We start from the raw sequence: 17,674 nt of genomic DNA on the forward strand, positions 1-17,674 counted from the left end.
TCCGCTCTCTGAATGATTATATGGAGGCGAGGGCTCCGGTAGATTCCCGAATAATCAGCTCCGGCTGCATGACAATACGCTGTTTTATGCTGCTCTCGTCCTCGGTGCCGCCGATGAGCAAACCGAATGCCAGCTTGACCATCTGTTCAACCGGCTGAGCAATCGTCGTCAGCGTTGGATTCGTTACCGTGGACAGAATCGTATCGTCGAAGCCGACGATCGACAACTGCTCGGGCACGCGAATGCCGGCGTCCTTGGCTGCTTGCAGTGCGCCGATCGCGAGCAGATCATTGCAGCAGAACAACGCGGTGGGCCGCTCCTCGCCGCTGAGCAACGCGGCTGCTGCGCGTTTGCCGTCCTTCATGCTGGACTCGCAAATAACGATGTCATCGTCGCTAACCGAAAGGCCGGCTTCGAATAATCCGAACCGAAAGCCCCGCACCCTCTCCAGGCTGCTCGTTACTTTGAAGTTCTCCGCCAGCACGGCCATGCGGCTGTGGCCGAGGCTGGTCAAATGCTCGGCAGCGAGCGCACCGCCCTTGAAATCGTCGGTCACGACGCTATGAGCCGTCATAGCAGCCGCTTCCCTCGCGATCATGACGATCGGGAATGATTTCTCGGATAGATGCTCTAATATTTCACTGTTCTCCGCACCGGTACCAATTAAGATGCCGTCTACGTTTTTTTGCTCCAGCAACCGTATATACTTCTCTACGCGTTCGTCGCGATTGTCCGTGCTGCAGACGATGACGCTGTAGCCTTCACTATGCGCCAAGTCTTCAACCGATCTTGCGATATCGGAGAAGAATGGGTTAGATACATCCGGTATAAGCAGACCGATCGTATACGTTTTTTTGCCCATTAGAGCAGAAGCAATGATGCTTGGCTTATAGTTAAGCCGCTCCATCACTTTAAAGATTTCTTCTTGTTTCTTCTTGCTCACTTTTCCTTTGCCGTTAATGGCATTGGAAATGGTCGCGATGGAGACGCCTGCCTCCTTCGCGACATCATATATGGTGGTCGCTTTCATGGCCAACCTCATTACTATCGAATTAGGGCGAAACTCCCTTATTCGGTAATTATCCGTGTATTCGGATCATATTGCAACATTAACGAGGATTCACAATCCAATCATGATCGGGATCGTTGCGGAACTTCCATACTCTCGAGGGCCCTGCCATCACGTTCAGGTAGTATACCTCATAGCCCGGAGGCGCCGAGACGGGATGATAGCCCTTTGGCACGAGCACGGCCTCGCCGTCCTTGACCGCCAACGTTTCATCGAGAGAACGGTCGTCCGTATAGACGCGCTGAATCGCAAAGCCTTGTTCCGGCTGCACGTGATAATAATAGGTTTCCTCGAGAAGAGACTCGTTCGGCAGCGCATCCTCGTCGTGCTTGTGGGGCGGATAGCTGGACCAATGTCCTTGCGGCGTAAGGACCTCTACGACAAGCAGGCTGTCAGCCGGCTGCTGCTGCGGCAATATGTTATGAATATGCCGAAGTGTCGTTCCTTGTCCGCGAAGCTCCACGCCGACGTCGTTAGGCGCAATCAGTCTGGCGCGGTGACTGCCGTGGCCGGGAGCCTTGCAAACCGCCAATTCAAGCGCCGTAAGAGCTGTAACCTCAAAGCGGTCATCGTTCGATACATAGACGGAATACGGCGGAATGTGTTCGAAGACGCTCATCCGTTGTCCAATATCGGTCCATGATTCGTTTGCGGTGGATACATCCGCCTTGCCGCTGAGCAGGACTAGGCATACTTCGTCATTCCCGGTCGGTCTGCTGAAGGAATCTCCGGCATTTAGGCGGTACACTTCAAAACCAACATGATGCCAACCGGCGGATTGCGGCGTGATCGACAACAAGGGAATATCGCTAGATTGTCCGCTGTAATTCGGTTTGACGATTAATTCGCTCATGCTCTATTCTCACAGCCCCTCTATTGAAGTCTCGAGCTCGGACAGCTTGATCGGCCGGCCTTCGCGGAGCGACAGCTTAGCTGCTCGGGCAATTCGCTCGGCTTGCCAGCCATCCTGTCCATTGACCGGCACCTTCTCCCCGTGTAGCAGGCAGTTAATAAATTGATCGGTTTCTTCTATATAAGCGGTGCTGTAGCGCTCTAAGAAGAAATGAAGCGGCTTGTCGGATTGCACGCCGCCAGCCGTAGTGAGGACAGCCGTATTCGGATAATCATTTTCGGCCTTCGATGAGCCGAGCGAGCCGAAGGCTTCGACGCGTTGGTCGTAACCGTAGGCCGCCTTACGGCTGCAGTCGATGACGCCGAGCGCTCCGCTGGCGAAACGCAGCGTGACGATAGCCGTGTCGATATCCTCGTAAGCCGCGAATACCGGATCAATGAGGACGCTGCCTTGCGCGTACACCTCTTCGACCTCGCTGCCCGACAGGAAGCGAGCCATGTCGAAATCGTGGATCATCATATCCATGAAGATGCCTCCGGATACTTTGATGTATGCCTCGGGAGGAGGCTCCGGATCGCGGGAAGTGATCTTGATCAAGTGCGTATCGCCGATCGCGCCTGAACGGACATGCTCGCGCACCCGCTTGAAGTTGTGGTCGAACCGGCGGTTGAAGCCCACCTGCAGCTGAACGCCTGCCCGGCGAACCGCCTCGATGGCTTCCTCGGTTTGCTGCAAATCCATGCTGACCGGCTTCTCGCAAAAAATATGTTTGCCGCGCTCTGCGGCACTCTTGATGAGCGGAACATGCGTATCCGTCGAGGAGCATATGAATACGGCATCAATGTCCGGATTGTCGAGAATGTCCAAGCTATTGTTCGTGACAGCCGGAATCCCGCGTTTGGCTGCCCATTCGTTCAGCTCTGGACCCGCGAACAGGTCGCTGATTGCGACGACTCGTGCCTGCGGGTGCCGGATCAGGTTCTCCGCATGGATTTTGCCAATCCGTCCGGCACCGATAATTCCTATGTTAAGCTGCTTCATTTAATTGTCCGACCTCCTCTGTTTGTCATAAAAACGGAGCTACCATCGTGCGGTGACCATTTTTTTGCGCGTGTAGAACTCTACGCCGTCTCCGCCGTTGGCATGAAGATCGCCGTAAAACGATTTTTTCCAGCCCGAGAACGGGAAGAAAGCCATTGGAGCGGGCACGCCAAGGTTAATGCCGAGCATGCCGGCGTCGATGGTTTCGCGGAATTGCCGCACGCTCGAGCCGTTGCTGGTGAATAGGCAAGCGCCGTTCGCGAATTCGGAACGATTGGCAATCGCAATCGCTTCATCGAGCGTATCGGCTCTCATAACCGACAGGACAGGAGCGAATATTTCATCCTTCCATATTTTCATCTCGCTGCTCACCTGATCGAAGATGGTCGGTCCGACAAAATAGCCGGTGCCGCTCACGGCCTCATCCTTCCTGCCGTCGCGGATCAGCAAGCCGCCTTCGGTTTCACCTGACTCAATATAGCCGAGCGTTCTGTCTTTATGAGCGCCTCGAATGACCGGCCCGAGGAAGATGCCTTCGTCCAATCCGTTGCCGATCGTAATCCGATCAGCGGCTTCGGCAAGTCTAGCGACAAGCTCGTCGCCAACGCTGCCGACCGCTACGACGACCGCGCAAGCCATACATCTCTCGCCGGCCGAGCCGAAGGCTGCATTAACGATCTCTTTGACCGTTAGATCAAGATCGGCGTCAGGCATGACGATGGAATGGTTTTTGGCGCCGGCCAGCGCTTGGACGCGTTTGCCATGGCTTGTTCCTTTGGTGTACACATACTCCGCCACGGGCTGCGAGCCCACGAAGGATATCGCTTTAATGCGCGGATGCTCAAGCAGTCCATTAACGACGTCATGCGCGCCATGTACGAGATTAAGGACGCCCGCAGGGAGCCCGGCTTCATGGAAGAGCTCAGCTAAGCGGTTCGCAAGAAGCGGCGTCCGCTCGGACGGTTTGAGCACGAACGTATTGCCGCAAGCGATGGCAAGCGGGAACATCCAGCACGGCACCATCATCGGGAAGTTGAACGGCGTAATTCCGCCGATGATTCCGATCGGGTAACGATACATGCCCGATTCGAGATTCGATGCGATATCCGGCAGCTGCTTGCCCATCATGAGCGATGGCGCGCCAGCGGCGAACTCTACGCATTCAATTCCGCGCAGCACCTCGCCATGCGCTTCTGCGAAGCTTTTGCCGTTCTCCTTCGTAATGAGGCGGGCAAGCTCTTCCCAATGGTCGACCAACAGCTGCTGGTATTTGAACAGAATCCGGGCACGACGCGGAACAGGCGTTTTGCTCCAGCTTTCGAAGGCAGTACCGGCAGCTTGGACGGCCGACTCGATATCATCAGCTGTGGATAGCGGAACCTCGGCCAGCACCTCCTCCGTTGCCGGATTGTATACATGGTCGTAGCGGTCCGAGCTCGCTTGCACCCATTGCCCGCCGATCCAGTTTTTTAATTGTATTGTCATATAGCTCCCTCTTTTCTCATGGATTGCAGACTAACCTGCTACGATTTCCCCGCGATTGCAGCGTTCGATATAATCTTCGACCTGCTCCTTCGTCGGCATCGCATCCGAGCAGCTATGGCTGGAGATGACGATGCAGGCCGCGGCACTGCCGAATGTCATGCTTTGCTTGACCGTCTGTCCGGCCATTAGGCTGCTGATGAAGCCGGCGGCGTAAGAATCTCCCGCCCCGAACGTCTTAATGACCTTGGCCGGGAACGATTCCGCGCGATGCTCCGCTCCGTCCGCCGTGTAGGCAATCGAGCCGTCCTTGCCGTGCTTAATAATAACGATTTTGGCTTGATAGCCAAACCATTTGGAGGCGGTGTAGCGATCGTTATGTTCAGGATTGGCCTCGAATCGTTCCATGCTGTCGAATTCTTCGCGCGTTCCGATGATGATGTCGCATTTCTCGGCTGCCATATTGTAATAGACGGCCGTTTCCTCCTCAGATTTCCATGTATAAGGGCGGAAGTCGATATCGAAGATTACGGTAGTGCCGTGCTTGCGTGCATAATCGATGGCGAGCATGACGGCCTCGCGGGAAGGGCTTGAGGAAAGCGCCGTTCCAGATACAAGCAGAGCTTTGCTGTCTGCGATCAGCGTCTCGTCAACCTCGAGCGGAGATAGCAGCAGATCGGCTGCGTTGTCGCGATACATGAGAATGCTGCATTCGCTTGGGCTTTTGATTTCCGTAAAAGCAAGTCCGGTCATCGCTCCCGTACCGTCCGTTATGATGTTACCGGTATGGATGCCTTCCTTCTCCAGATAACTGCGGATGAATCGGCCCATTTGATCGTCAGCTACTTTGCCGATAAAAGCTGTTTTGCTGCCTAGGCGGTTCATGCCGATCGCAATGTTGGCTGGAGAGCCGCCGACATATTTCGTAAAGGTCATCGTCTGCTCCATCGGACGGTTAATTTCATTCGCATTCAAGTCGATACAGAGCCGTCCGATTGCCGTGAAATCAAACCCTCTGCCGGATGGAAAAGTCATATTCGCCATGCTAAGCTTCCTCCTTCGCCTCAGCGATACGGTATAAATAGCGGAGAGCCTTCTCCGCATATTCGCGAGCGGGATGCGCCGCCGGGTCTTGCTCGCCTTCAAGAAGCGCCCAACCCTCATAGTTTCTATCGATCAGTACGCCGATAATGGGAGCAAAGTCGATGCAGCCATCCCCAGGGACGGTAAATACGCCGCCCCGGATGCAGGTTACGAAGTCGGACCCGCTTGCTCTCGCTTGATCGAGACGATCGGGACGGACATCCTTCAGATGCACATAAGCGACTCGGTCATAATGCTTCTGCAGCAGCGAGAGCGGATTGGCTCCCCCGTACAGCGCATGGCCGGAGTCGAACAGCAGGAACACGGCGTCCGGATCGGTGATCGCCATTAGACGATCAATTTCCTCGGGACTTTCGATGACCGTTCCGCCATGATGGTGGTACGTCAGCTTCAGCCCGTAATCGAGCGCTATGCGCCCTGCCGCGTTAAGTCCTTCCGCCAAGCTGGCCCAGCCTTCCTCATCAAGACGAATGACTTCGCGTTCATGAGGAGTTCGACGCGGATCGAAGTGCAGTGAGCCGCCGACCTCGCATGTGCTTATGACCTTGCTGCCCATTTGCTGCAAGAAAGCGGCATGGTTTCGGAATGCTTCCAGCTCTTGCTCGCGGTAGACCGGATCCGAGAACAACACGGACTTCCATTGCGAGACGAGCTGTATGTCGCGTTTGCTTAATTCTTCTTTTAACAGCAGGGTGTCGGTCGGGAATTTTCTGCCCATTTCCGTGCCATGCAGCCCTAGTGATTGGATATCGTCCAAAATTTGTTCATAGGTCGTATGCTCCCCATGCTCCTTCACATCTTCGCCGACCCAGTTAATCGGGTGGACACCTAGTCGAAACGGATATGGTTTCATCCGATTGCTCCTCCTCCTAACATAGAAATCAGTAAGGTCTTGCTTCCGTCAGCTTCTTGCTCATTGCTTGATGCGCGGAGGTTACTTTCGCGCTCACCGATACCTCCGGCACGCCTACGTTCCACCAGGAATCGTAGCCGTCCGTGTTCGTTCCGGCAAGAACATCGATGACGACGACGGTTGTGCGTGTTTCGCTCGCGGCTGCCTTCAAGGCAAGACGCAGCTCTTCACTGTTAGAAGCTCTATAGGAAGCAGCTCCAAGGCTTCGAGCATGCGCGGCGAAATCGATCGGCAGCGTATCGCCGGAGTAATGGCCGGTCGCGGCATCCCGATAGCGGAATTCGTTGCCGAACCCGTCGCTGCCGTTGCTGCGCTGCAAGTTATGAATACATTGGTAACCATGGTTATCGAACAACAGAACGGTTATTTTGCGTCTTTCTTGGAGGCTGGTGATCAGCTCCGAATGGAGCATGAGATAGCTCCCATCGCCCGTAACGGCATAGACGGGACGGTCAGGTTCTGCTAAAGCGACTCCGAAAGCTCCGCTTACCTCATATCCCATACAGGAGAAGCCGTATTCCATGTGATAGCCATGCGGCTGCTCCGTTCTCCAAAGGCGATGAAGATCGCCCGGAAGGCTTCCTGCGGCACATACGATGACCGCTTCTGGAGGAAGGAACTCATTAATAATCCCTAGCGCTCTCGTCTGCGCGAAGCCGTCTTCGCGCTCAAGGCTGTATAAGCGATCGACTTCGGCATTCCATTCGCTAGTTAGCCCCGTAATCTCGGATGGTCCGTATGAGGCTGCGTATTCTAGATTCGCTAAACCGCCGGACAGCAGCTCGAGCGTCGTTTTCGCATCGCCGTCAAGCGCCGCGCCGCCGAGCTTGGAGCTGTCCATGCGGTTCACATTCAGGTTCAGAAAGGCTGCATCCGGATGGAAGGCCCATTTGGACGAGGTCGTAAAGTCGGAATAACGCGTGCCGATGCCGATAATGAGATCGGCTTCTTTGGCTAGCCTATTCGCGGCTAATGCTCCGGTAACCCCTATGGCGCCTATATAAAGCGGATGCTGCCAATGGAGCGAGCCTTTGCCGGCTTGCGTCTCGGCTACCGGAATGCCGAATTTCTCGGCAAAGTCGGCCAGTACAGCCGTAGCTTCAGCATATTTGACGCCTCCCCCGGCGATAATAAGCGGTCGCCGTTTGGAGGCGATTAAGTCTATAGCCCGCTGAAGAGCGGATACGGAAGGCTGCTTCCGTTCAATGTAATGGACTTGCTTCTCGAAGAAGGCGGCCGGATAGTCGTATGCTTCCGCTTGCACATCCTGCGGCAGCGCCAGCGTGACAGTCCCCGTCTCCGCAGGGTCAGTCAGCACGCGCATCGCATTCGTGACCGAACTCATTAGCTGCTCGGGCCTTACGATGCGGTCCCAGAACTTGCTGACCGGCTTGAAGCAATCGGTCGCCGATACGGTGTAATCATGTCCGGCTTCCAGTTGCTGAAGAACCGGGTCCGGCTGACGGGAAGCGAAGTTGTCTCCCGGCAGCAACAGAAGCGGGATACGATTGACGGTTGCCGTCCCGGCGGCCGTTACCATGTTCAGAGCACCGGGGCCGATTGAGGTCGTGCAGGCATAGATTTTGCGGCGATTATTTTGCTTGGCGTAAGCGGTTGCAGCATGAGCCATGCCTTGCTCATTCTTTCCTTGGATGAAGGAAAGGCTTCCTGCGCTTCTCTCCAGCGCCTCGCCAATGCCGGTTACGTTTCCATGTCCGAATATCCCCATCACGCCGGTAACTAATTTCGTTTCCTCGCCATCAAAAGAGACGTACTGCTGATCAAGAAACTTCAGTAAGGCTTGAGCCATCGTTAAACGAATTGTTCCCATCGTTAATCGTTATCCCCCTCGCTTCAAAGTTAAGCGCTTTTCCTTCAGTTACTTACAATTAATATTTGCTATATAAAATAAATATGTCCCCAAAAAGGTAAAGCGCTTAATCCGATATTACCTACAACGGGGATTAAAATCAATCCCTATTTTTGTGAATCGTCAATACGGATATTGAAAACAAGCCGGCAATCGAATAGAATATGGGTAAAGCGCTTAACTTAAAAGGGGGAGTCAGAATGGGAATCTATGTAGAGCAACGCGATAGCTCGCGCTATTGGTTCGGCAATGACGATCATCGTATATTGGAATTGCTTGCAGGACGATATATAGGGGCGAACCCGCCGTTGCCATTTGCATGGCGTGCATTCTCCAAAGCAGGTATATTGCAAAATGCCGAAGGATTATATGAACTTGATTTTTCCGATAGATTAACGAGTGCCGAGGAAGGCGATTACGCTTACGCCTATGGTCTGGTATGGAGCGATGATGAGCGTTCCATTGACAGTGTGATGCAGGCGCTTGGCCCGGTGAAGTTATATGTAAATGAAACGCTGCAATATCGGTCTACCGTCGTGGACGAGTTGAACCCTAATTCGCGTGCAATTATTCCGCTTAGCTTCGAGAAAGGCTGGAACAGCTTGCTGATCGAGGCAAGGAAGACCGCTTCGGGCTTTGGCTGCCGTTTCGGCGCAGACGAAGCGAAGGTACGCATTTTGCAAGTTTTGACACCGTTTACAAACCGGGAGGGCAGTGCGGGCTGGGTTTATTCGGAGCCTGCGACTACGTCACTATTCGGGGATCGTACAGGTCAATTTCCAGAATGGCGGAAGGATGAGACGGCGAGCGGACTGGAGTGGTTTCCACGGACGAAGTGGAATGAGGAGGAGCGTCAGTTTTCGCCGCTGGAGAGGCTGTTCGGGAAACAGGAGCGGCAAGCGGCCGGTTATGGATGGAGTTCTGTATCGGTGCCGTTATCCGCACGTCTGCTTGAGCTGGCTGGTAGAGCCTCTGGTCCGACGCAAATTTGGGTGGATGACGTGGTTGCCGGCGTGCTCGATGAGGCAGGCTCCTATCAATTCCATGTATCGGTCATGCCCGGCACGAAGCAAATCGTCGTTAAGACCGTTAATTCCAGTGTAGGATGGGGGTTCGAGCTCCATGCATCGGCTAACGGTGCAAGCCTTACGCTCCAGCAGCCCGTTCAAGTCCACGGAAATCCGGGAGCATGGCTGCTCGCAGGGCCGCTGTCAGCTGAACTCGGCTTAGAGCCGGCGCAGGTGCGGTCGTTAGCAACAACGCTGGAAGGCATCGACGGACAAGTATACTGGTCGATTGACGCTCCGGAGACGCGCGTTCGTCCTTATTATGAGAATGCGATGCTCAGCAACAAATGGACGACCGGCACGGCGACTAACTTCGGAAGATGGGATTATCCGCTTGGCGTTACGATGTACGGTCTGCTTCAGACCGCACGCGAATTGCAGCGCGCCGATATATCCGCTTATGCGATTCGTCATATTGAAGCTTGCACCGATATGTACGACTATTCCATGTGGGATTTTGCAGAGTACGGTTTTCCGGCAATCAACCATCAGCTTGTGCTTATGAAAATGTTGGACAATTGCGGCTCGTTCGGCTCTGCTATGCTCGAGGCTGATCTGTACCAAGACCGCGCTTCCGTTCGCAAAATCGCCGATCGGATTGCAGATTTCATGTTGGCGAAGCTGGAACGCCGCGAGGACGGCGCCTTCTATCGGCTGTGCGAGGGGGAATACTCCGCCGATACGATGTGGGCAGACGATCTGTATATGAGCGGACCGTTTCTGACGAGATATGCTTTGGCCTCTGGCGATGCTTCGGCGCTGAACGAATCGGCTAAACAGTTTTTGCTGTATAAACGTTACTTGTTTATGGAGGATGCAGGCGTCATGTCGCATGTATTCGACTTCAAATACGGCAAGCCTACCCGCGTGCCGTGGGGCCGGGGCAAYGGATGGGTATTGTTCTCTCTAACCGAGCTGCTGGAGCGGTTGCCGGGGGATCATCCGGATCGGGAAGCGCTGCTTGCCATGTTCCGCGGGCATTGCGCCGGCATAGCCAAGCTGCAAGCCGCTTCAGGATTATGGCGTCAGGTTCTCAATCAGCCCGATGCCTATGAGGAGGCGTCATGTACGGCGATGTTCGTTTACGCTTTCGCCCGCGGTCTTCGGTTCGGCTGGCTTGACGCGGACGGTCCATATGCCGAGGCGGCTTTGAAGGGATGGCAGGGACTAACGGAGCATGCGATCGACCGCAAGGGCAACGTACACGGCGTATGCAGCGGCTCGCGTTACGCCTTCTCACCTCTATATTACATGGAGGATTTGCGAACGGTCCTGAATGATAATCATGGCATTGGCATTATGATGCTTGCAGGCGTGGAGATGATGCGGCTGAAGAAAGGGCTAGCCTAATGAAGCCGATGTCGGAGGAGCAACAGTTTTTGTTGGCGCAGTCTATGTCGATGATGGATGCCATTTATGATGAACGGGCTGCGATGCTTTGGAACGAGGAGGATGGCGATAGAGAAAGCCACTCTACCCGTGCAAGCGCCCATTATGCAGTCGGGTTGCTGATGCGAGGCGGTCCCGGCGATAGGGAGCGGGCTTGCGAGGTGCTGCATAGAGTCATGGATATGCAATTCGACGATCCGGAAGAGATTTATTACGGTACATTCCGTACATCTCCAGAGGCGAAAGTGCCGCCCAAAGGACATTTTCCATGGAAATCGTTTGGTCCAGGCTTCTCGTATTATTTGACCAGCACTCTTGAGCGTATCGCCGACAAGCTGTCGGGAGAACTGGCTGCGGTTGCGGGACGGGATAAGGTGCAATCAGCCTTCGAATCAGCAGCAGCCAGCATTCTGCCGCCTGTGTGGGCAAGCTACGATCCGAACTGGCGAGAGTTCATTGCTTGTGCCTTCGCCATCATTCTAGAGCATTTCGAGAGTTATCTTCCGGAAGCTGTCGTGTCCCGAATGGATCTTGCTATGGAGCGCGCGGTTATTGGCTCGGTTGAGAGACGGCTGTCCGATGCCATTCCGATGAACACGAATATTGAGCTGATGCATCTGTTTATATGCGATTATTTCGGGCACCGTCTTCACCGTGCAGAGTGGATCGCCCATGCGGATAGCTTCGCTGAGCAATTCCGCAAGTCCTTCTCCGAGTTTGGCACGTTCGCCGAATTTAACTCCAGTACGTATTACGGGGTCGACCTTACCGTGCTTGGATTTATACGGAATTATGGCCAATCCAGCGAAGTGCGCCGAATGGGCAGCGAAGTGGAGAGCGGATTATGGGACAATATCGGATTGTTCTACCATGCCGGGCTTGAGAACCTTTGCGGACCTTACTCAAGAGGCTACGAAATGGAGATGACGGCACATAGCTCGCTCGGCGTATTTCTCTATCTGGCTTTAGGAGAGAGCTGCAAGCATTTAACCGGGGTGAATTGCGAGACAAGCCATGATCCGTTAATTGCGCTGGCCGGCGTTAACGTGCCTTCGCATATTGTGTCGGCTCTGCGGAGCTTTGGCGGAGAGAGGCTGGTGCGCAAGCAATACCGCGAGCTGTGCGAACGGGATGATCCGCAGGCAAACAGTCATTTATGCACCGCAACCGCTTGGCTTGGCGAGCATCTCATGATTGGAGCGATGTGGGGGAGCCGGAATACGAGCGGACAGCTTCATCCTGCGACGATGCATTGGCAATCGGAAGACGGTGAGCGGTATTCCATGCGTATGGTTCGCAGGGAGACCGGGGGCCAATGGAGCAAGCATATGCGGGGTATTGTAACGAATGCGGAAGCGGAGAATGACAAGTTGTCCATTCAAGTCGAATTTACAACGGATAAGCTGATTGAATTGGTGTTTGAAATTAGCGGATCGGCACCATTCGCAGCGGAGATTACGGGGCGCCGTTGGCGGCTTCCGGGACTGACCTTGCACGTCACAGCCGAGGCTCCGCAGCCTATTGTCGACGCAGCAGGGGATCGTCTAGAAATCATTTACACCTATCTTCCAGCTTCTGAGAATGAACAGATGCGGTTTGTGCTTGAGCGAGTTCTAGCTTCTGAATCCGCTCCGTAAGAGCATATGTGCTCTTACAGCCGTAGACACAAACCCATCCGACCCCTGTAAGCTCACATATGCTCTTACACGCGGTCTCAAGCAAGCAGCGAACAATAAAAAAGAGGCTTAGCGCTCCATGGGAATGCGTCTGAGCCTCTTATGCGTCTATTCGCCGGCTTGCCGTTGGGCATCCCGATACTGTTTTGGTGTCATGCCAAGCTTGCGCTTGAAGACACGGTGCAAATAATTGGAGCTGCCGAAGCCATTGCGAACAGCCAGCGTCTCTATCTGCTCATTGCCGTTCTTCAGATCGCTGCACAAATGCGATAGTCGAATATGCTCGACATATTCGCTGAAGGTGGTATCCGAGACGGTGCTGAAGATGCGCTGCAGCTGCCTCGGACTAATATGGATTCGTTCGGCGACGGTTTCTAAGGACAGCGGCTCCTGATAATTGTCCTTAATGAACTGTTCGGCCAACTTGTAGCGGAACCGATTCACATTCCGGGCAGGCAGCTGCTGCGGCTGCGCTTCGGGAAAATAAGCGCGGGTCGCGCGCAGCAGAATGAGGATAATAGACTGCTTGATCAGGRTCATCAGTCCGGGCTGGCTTTCGAACCAAGCGCGATAAGCAGTCAGGAAGCAGTCCATCGCCCGAAAGCGGTCGGGGATCGGCCGAAGCGGGATGCGTCTCAGCTGCTGCACGCAGTTCTCGGCCTCCCGCCATTCGGCTTCCGCGCCCCAGTCGCCAGGCTTCCGCGTTTCCCCTTCGAGCGGTACAATCTGGACGCGCAGGCATAGCTCGTTCATACCGTCTTGGCCGTCGGCTTCTTGATAGTGCATCACCTGCGGACCGGTTACATACATCATCCCCTCCGAAAGCGCAAAAGGCTGGTCACCCATGATGACCATACCTTTGCCGCGGGGAATGAAATGAAATTCATACTCATCCGAATGTTTATGGAAGGGAACGATTTTGCCTGCCGGAAATGATACGTGGTGGAACCGAACGACTCGGATGCCATACGGTCCCCATCGGAAATCGGCCTGCAAATGCTCAAGGACATGCTGCTGCTCGTTCATTAATTCATAAGGATATGTCTTTTGGCTGGCAGTCTGCAGGCCGGATGGGGGCGATAAGGAATCAGACATAATCGGGACCTCCAGTTCAAAAATGTGTGTACATATAACGTCTATAAAGCTACGGCCGCTCCCGTTTTGGCGGCCTGCGAAGTAGCTTCCATTAACGTGGTCAGTTGAGTCGCAAGCTGAATATGGTTGTCGTCTCTGGTGCTGTTCCGAATGTGGCTAACCCACTGCTCGAACGCAGATGGCAGGGCGGACGGCAGCGGATATTCATGCCATAGCTTAGCTTCGCTGCCTTCTAGTGTCAAGCTCTTGTATCGCAGCTTGGCATCTTGCGCGCTGTAGATGGCGCTGCCCTCGGTGCCGTGAAGCTCCAGCGTGAACGGTGATGCGCGATTGTACGGCGCCCGATGGCTGGTATATTGCCGGATTTTACGGCAAAGCAGAGGCTGAAATCGATCGGCTCGGTGTGATCTATAAACGTCTATAAAGCAAAGCCGGCTGAAACAGCGTTAACGTATGCTGCTCAGCCGGTTTTTTCTATTTAACAGGGGGGACTGTCATGCTCGATGATTATGCAATAAAGCTGGCTATAGCATTGCTGTTGGGGTTGTTAATCGGGATCGACCGGCAGCTCCGTCATAAGCCGCTCGGGATCAAAACAAGCATGGTTATTGCCATCGGCAGCTGTCTCGTTACGATTGTATCTATCGAATCGGTAGCGAAATTCGCCGTTCCAGGCTTGACGACGATGGACCCGATGCGGCTCGCGGCCCAAATTGTCAGCGGCGTCGGCTTCATCGGGGCGGGCGTCATCCTGCGCCGAAATAACGACGTTATTTCCGGATTAACGACGTCGGCCATGATCTGGGGCGCTTCGGCACTCGGCATTGCGACGGGAGCGGGATTCTACAGAGAAGCGTTAGCTGCGGCGTTCTTTATTATGCTTTCCGTTAACGTCGTGCCATGGGCCATTCGTTTGATCGGTCCTTCCAAGCTGAAGGAGCGGGACTTGTCCGTCCACATTATTGTGGAGGACTATCAGGATGTGCAGGAGGTTGTCGAGGGTATTCGGTTAAGCCACAAAATCAAGCATACTAAAATTAAAGGGGTAGAGGGCAGAAGCCAGGAGCTTCATCTCATTCTTTCATTAGCAGGAAAAGGTGATCCGGCGACCAAGCTGTATCATGAAATCAAGCGAATGAACCGCGTTCATGCGGTGGAAGTGGAAAGTATCTGAGCAACCTATTGCCCGACATATTTAATCGAGTGCATATGGGTTTTGGTTAATTCAATCACTTCATGGATAAACTCCTCTTGGGMGGCTTTGAAATCGGAATTGATCCAATTCAGAATAAGTCCATAGAAGCCGTAAGCCGTGTAGTGTTTGAAATAGTCCATGTTAACGGGCATATTGTTGATCGTCTCGAATACAAACTGCTCCTTGTAAATCTTGAGTATCGTTTGCGGGAATGCCGTATGCAGCCTTGGCAACGTCTCGTCCAATTGAACAAGCTCGAAAAAATCCCGATGCTCGAAAATATAAGTAACGATATTAAAAGACGGCAGGTTTAGCTTGGACGTATATACCTTCTGGCCGGGAACGTAGGGTTTGCCAACGGCATCTTCCAATCCTTGAAGCATGGAAGTGAGCAATTGTTCAGCCAGTTCAACTTTATCTTGGTAATGAACATAGAAGGTGCTGCGATTATAAGAGGCGGCATCCACGATGTCCTTTACAGATATAGAATGGTAGCCTTTTTCTTTGATCAGTTTAATGAGAGCCGATTTGAAATGCTCTTGGGTCCTAATCCGCCGCTGTGTTGTCACCGTTTGTTCGTTATTCATGTATAGCCCTCCTTCGCAAAAAAGACATTCTCGCATGAAGTGTCTACTAGGTGGACATTTCATCATTTGTTGCTGATTGTTAATTGTGAACAGAATAGTACAATTAAGTTGTAAACAAAATATCGCTAAGTGAACGTATCCATTAGCGCTATTAAAAATATTGTACTGGAGGAATCAACGATGGGCAAATTGCAAAACAAAGTAGCTGTTATTACTGGTGGAGCATCCGGGATCGGCGCAGCTACTGCGCGTTTATTTGTATCAGAAGGAGCCAAAGTGGTTCTTGTTGATTTGAATGAAGAAAAGGGCAAGGCGGTTGAGAGCGAGCTTAGAGCGCTGAATGCCGAGGCGCTGTTCGTTAAAGCGAATATTACGAGCGAAGAAGAGGTTGCGGGCATCTTCAAACAAACCGTAGAAGCTTTCGGCAGAGTCGATGTTGTATTCAACAATGCAGGAATAGGCCGCGTTCATCCTTCGCATGAGTTGGAATTCTCCGAGTGGCGCAACACGGTTAATGTTGACTTGGATGGCGTCTTCTTGGTGGCACGAGAGTCGATTCGCGAGATGTTGAAAACGGGCGGAGGCGCAATCGTAAATACCGCATCGATGTACGGATGGGTAGGCTCACCGGGTTCAGCGGCGTACAATGCAGCCAAAGGCGGCGTAGTTAACTTGACTCGTTCGCTCGGTCTTGAATATGCGGAACACAATATTCGCGTTAACGCATTATGTCCAGGATTCATCGACACGCCGATTATTCCGGAAGAAAGCAAGCAGGCTTTGTCTGCTATGACTCCGATGAAACGTCTCGGACAAGCGGAAGAAATGGCGAAAGCCGTATTATTCATGGCTTGCGACGATTCCTCGTTCATGACAGGCAATAGTTTGATCGTTGACGGCGGCTATACGGCTCAATAATTGCAATCGAATTGAAGGATCTAGAGGGGGGCAGCTTCGTGCTGCTCCTTTTTTCGACGAAACGATGACGTCTATAGAAATGGACGACGCCAGGCGTTTCACCTTGTGCTACGGCATTCTGGGAAACTAATCTATGGGTTGCGCCTAAACCGCCTCATTTAGTTCGATTTCGGGACGTTAATGAGGCGGTTTTGCTGTCTAGTCAATAAAGTGGCTGAGTAGTTTGACGAAATGCCGCTAATCGCATACCTTTCGGCAGACCTCCTAATTTAGTTCGACGAAATGCCGTTACATACTCAAACTTGGTCGCTTTTAAGCAGTCGTGGTCGTTATCTTTCTCGTGCCGCGCTGCCTAGCCGGGAGATTCGTACCGATCACTCCGACGATAATGAGCAACGAACCGACTAAATGATACCAAGCGATCGTCTCCCCGAGAACCAAAGCGCCGGCAGCGATAGACACAATGGTGGACAGGTTGAGGAAAACGCCCATCTTCGAGGCTTCGATTCGGGATAAAATATAGCTTCCCATCAGCGCGGTGGCTAGCTGGACTGAGCCTAGAAAGAGAATCAGCCCGATAAAAGTTAGGCTTGCAAGCGGTGCGAACAGGCTGCCAAGCGTTCCGCTTGTGCCATGCACGGTGAATGAAATCACGAGCGCAGCGGCAAATCCGACGCTTACCATGAAATAGCTGATTTCCACGGGGCTAAAATGTTTGGTGATGGAGCGGGCCAACACGCTATATCCGGCAAAAGCCGTACATGACAGAAGCAGCAGGACGATGCCTTTCAGGTTGGAAAAATCGAAGCTGCTCCCCTTCATCATAAAAATAAATACAATGCCGAATACGGATAACAGCGTAGACAGCTTTTGCAGCAAGGACGTTGCTTCTTTCAAAAAAGCGCTGGCGAGTACCAACGTAACTACCGGCGAAAACGCACTGATGATTCCGCCTTCTACGGAAGTGGCATGCTGCAGCCCAAACGTCTGCAAGGTGAAAAATCCAATCGGGTACATCGTTGCGAGCAGAAGCAGCTTATATATGGGCTTGCCCCGATAATTCAGTTTAAACAGGCCGAACGCTGTCGGAATGGACAAAATAATGAACGCCGCGGCAAAGCGGAAGGTAAGCGTATCGAACGGGCTGGCGTAGTTGAGCGACAGTTTGACGAACAGGAACGATGCTCCGATAACGATGGCGTTGATAACAGCCAGCATATAGGCAAGCTTTACTCCTTTGGAGCTTTTGGACGAAGCGCCGTTACTCATGACTCAGCACCTCCTGTGAACGTTTTTTTGTTAGTTCCAACTTCTTCATCTCACTCATCCCTCTTCTAAGAATCAATTCCATGCGTCTTATCGCCGTTTTCCTAGTTAAATTAGGAAATTGTCTGTCAGTGCTTACTGACATATAC

15 protein-coding genes are annotated in these 17,674 nt (G+C 53.0%); 4 read left to right on the forward strand and 11 right to left on the reverse strand.

Going from position 1 to position 17,674, the window contains the following annotated elements:
• Window positions 1-16 precede the first annotated feature (16 nt).
• From AB4Z33_RS03515 to iolD, 7 genes are all read right to left on the reverse strand, one after another.
• On the reverse strand, window positions 17-1,030 hold the full coding sequence (locus tag AB4Z33_RS03515; RefSeq protein WP_442048577.1) for a LacI family DNA-binding transcriptional regulator: 1,014 nt from the start codon (window positions 1,028-1,030) through the stop codon (window positions 17-19).
• Window positions 1,031-1,109: 79 nt separating this feature from the next.
• Window positions 1,110-1,922: a 5-deoxy-glucuronate isomerase gene (gene iolB, locus AB4Z33_RS03520; protein WP_442048578.1), complete on the reverse strand. Its 813-nt coding sequence runs from the start codon at window positions 1,920-1,922 to the stop codon at window positions 1,110-1,112.
• 9 nt (window positions 1,923-1,931) lie between these two features.
• On the reverse strand, window positions 1,932-2,963 hold the full coding sequence (iolG, locus tag AB4Z33_RS03525; protein WP_442048579.1) for an inositol 2-dehydrogenase: 1,032 nt from the start codon (window positions 2,961-2,963) through the stop codon (window positions 1,932-1,934).
• Between the two features lie 39 nt (window positions 2,964-3,002).
• The gene (locus tag AB4Z33_RS03530) at window positions 3,003-4,448 is read right to left on the reverse strand and encodes a CoA-acylating methylmalonate-semialdehyde dehydrogenase (RefSeq protein WP_442048580.1); all 1,446 of its coding nucleotides are present in this window, start codon (window positions 4,446-4,448) and stop codon (window positions 3,003-3,005) included.
• A gap of 30 nt (window positions 4,449-4,478) precedes the next feature.
• Entirely contained in the window at window positions 4,479-5,489 is a 1,011-nt protein-coding gene (gene iolC, locus AB4Z33_RS03535; protein ID WP_442048581.1) for a 5-dehydro-2-deoxygluconokinase, read from the reverse strand.
• 1 nt (window position 5,490) lies between these two features.
• Entirely contained in the window at window positions 5,491-6,402 is a 912-nt protein-coding gene (iolE, locus tag AB4Z33_RS03540; protein ID WP_442048582.1) for a myo-inosose-2 dehydratase, read from the reverse strand.
• Window positions 6,403-6,430: 28 nt separating this feature from the next.
• A complete protein-coding gene (gene iolD / locus AB4Z33_RS03545; protein WP_442048583.1) occupies window positions 6,431-8,293 on the reverse strand; it encodes a 3D-(3,5/4)-trihydroxycyclohexane-1,2-dione acylhydrolase (decyclizing) in 1,863 nt (620 codons plus the stop codon).
• A gap of 239 nt (window positions 8,294-8,532) precedes the next feature.
• Between iolD and AB4Z33_RS03550 the strand changes: the two genes are divergently transcribed.
• Together AB4Z33_RS03550 and AB4Z33_RS03555 are read left to right on the forward strand one after the other, a co-directional pair.
• Complete coding sequence (locus AB4Z33_RS03550; RefSeq protein ID WP_442048584.1) at window positions 8,533-10,749, forward strand: glycoside hydrolase family 88/105 protein; 2,217 nt, start codon at window positions 8,533-8,535, stop codon at window positions 10,747-10,749.
• Window positions 10,749-12,425: a hypothetical protein gene (locus AB4Z33_RS03555; RefSeq protein ID WP_442048585.1), complete on the forward strand. Its 1,677-nt coding sequence runs from the start codon at window positions 10,749-10,751 to the stop codon at window positions 12,423-12,425. Before AB4Z33_RS03550 ends, AB4Z33_RS03555 begins: the two co-directional genes overlap by 1 nt.
• 147 nt (window positions 12,426-12,572) lie before the next feature.
• Here AB4Z33_RS03555 and AB4Z33_RS03560 read toward each other — a convergent pair whose 3' ends face one another.
• Together AB4Z33_RS03560 and AB4Z33_RS03565 are read right to left on the reverse strand one after the other, a co-directional pair.
• Window positions 12,573-13,559, reverse strand: a complete 987-nt coding sequence (locus tag AB4Z33_RS03560) for a helix-turn-helix domain-containing protein (RefSeq protein WP_442048586.1) — start codon at window positions 13,557-13,559, stop codon at window positions 12,573-12,575.
• Between the two features lie 41 nt (window positions 13,560-13,600).
• Entirely contained in the window at window positions 13,601-13,801 is a 201-nt protein-coding gene (locus AB4Z33_RS03565) for a hypothetical protein (protein ID WP_442048587.1), read from the reverse strand.
• A 254-nt stretch (window positions 13,802-14,055) separates the two neighbouring features.
• On the opposite strand from AB4Z33_RS03565, the gene AB4Z33_RS03570 reads away from it, so the two are divergent.
• Entirely contained in the window at window positions 14,056-14,733 is a 678-nt protein-coding gene (locus tag AB4Z33_RS03570) for an MgtC/SapB family protein (RefSeq protein ID WP_442048588.1), read from the forward strand.
• A 5-nt stretch (window positions 14,734-14,738) separates the two neighbouring features.
• Here AB4Z33_RS03570 and AB4Z33_RS03575 read toward each other — a convergent pair whose 3' ends face one another.
• A complete protein-coding gene (locus AB4Z33_RS03575) occupies window positions 14,739-15,341 on the reverse strand; it encodes a TetR/AcrR family transcriptional regulator (protein WP_442048589.1) in 603 nt (200 codons plus the stop codon).
• A gap of 180 nt (window positions 15,342-15,521) precedes the next feature.
• On the opposite strand from AB4Z33_RS03575, the gene AB4Z33_RS03580 reads away from it, so the two are divergent.
• A complete protein-coding gene (locus AB4Z33_RS03580) occupies window positions 15,522-16,259 on the forward strand; it encodes an SDR family NAD(P)-dependent oxidoreductase (protein WP_442048590.1) in 738 nt (245 codons plus the stop codon).
• Between the two features lie 312 nt (window positions 16,260-16,571).
• On the opposite strand, the gene AB4Z33_RS03585 is transcribed toward AB4Z33_RS03580, so the two are convergent.
• Window positions 16,572-17,528, reverse strand: a complete 957-nt coding sequence (locus AB4Z33_RS03585; protein WP_442048591.1) for a DMT family transporter — start codon at window positions 17,526-17,528, stop codon at window positions 16,572-16,574.
• Between the last annotated feature and the right edge of the window lie 146 nt (window positions 17,529-17,674).

Source organism: Paenibacillus sp. 2TAB19 (assembly GCF_052115185.1).
GTDB lineage: Bacteria > Bacillota > Bacilli > Paenibacillales > Paenibacillaceae > Pristimantibacillus.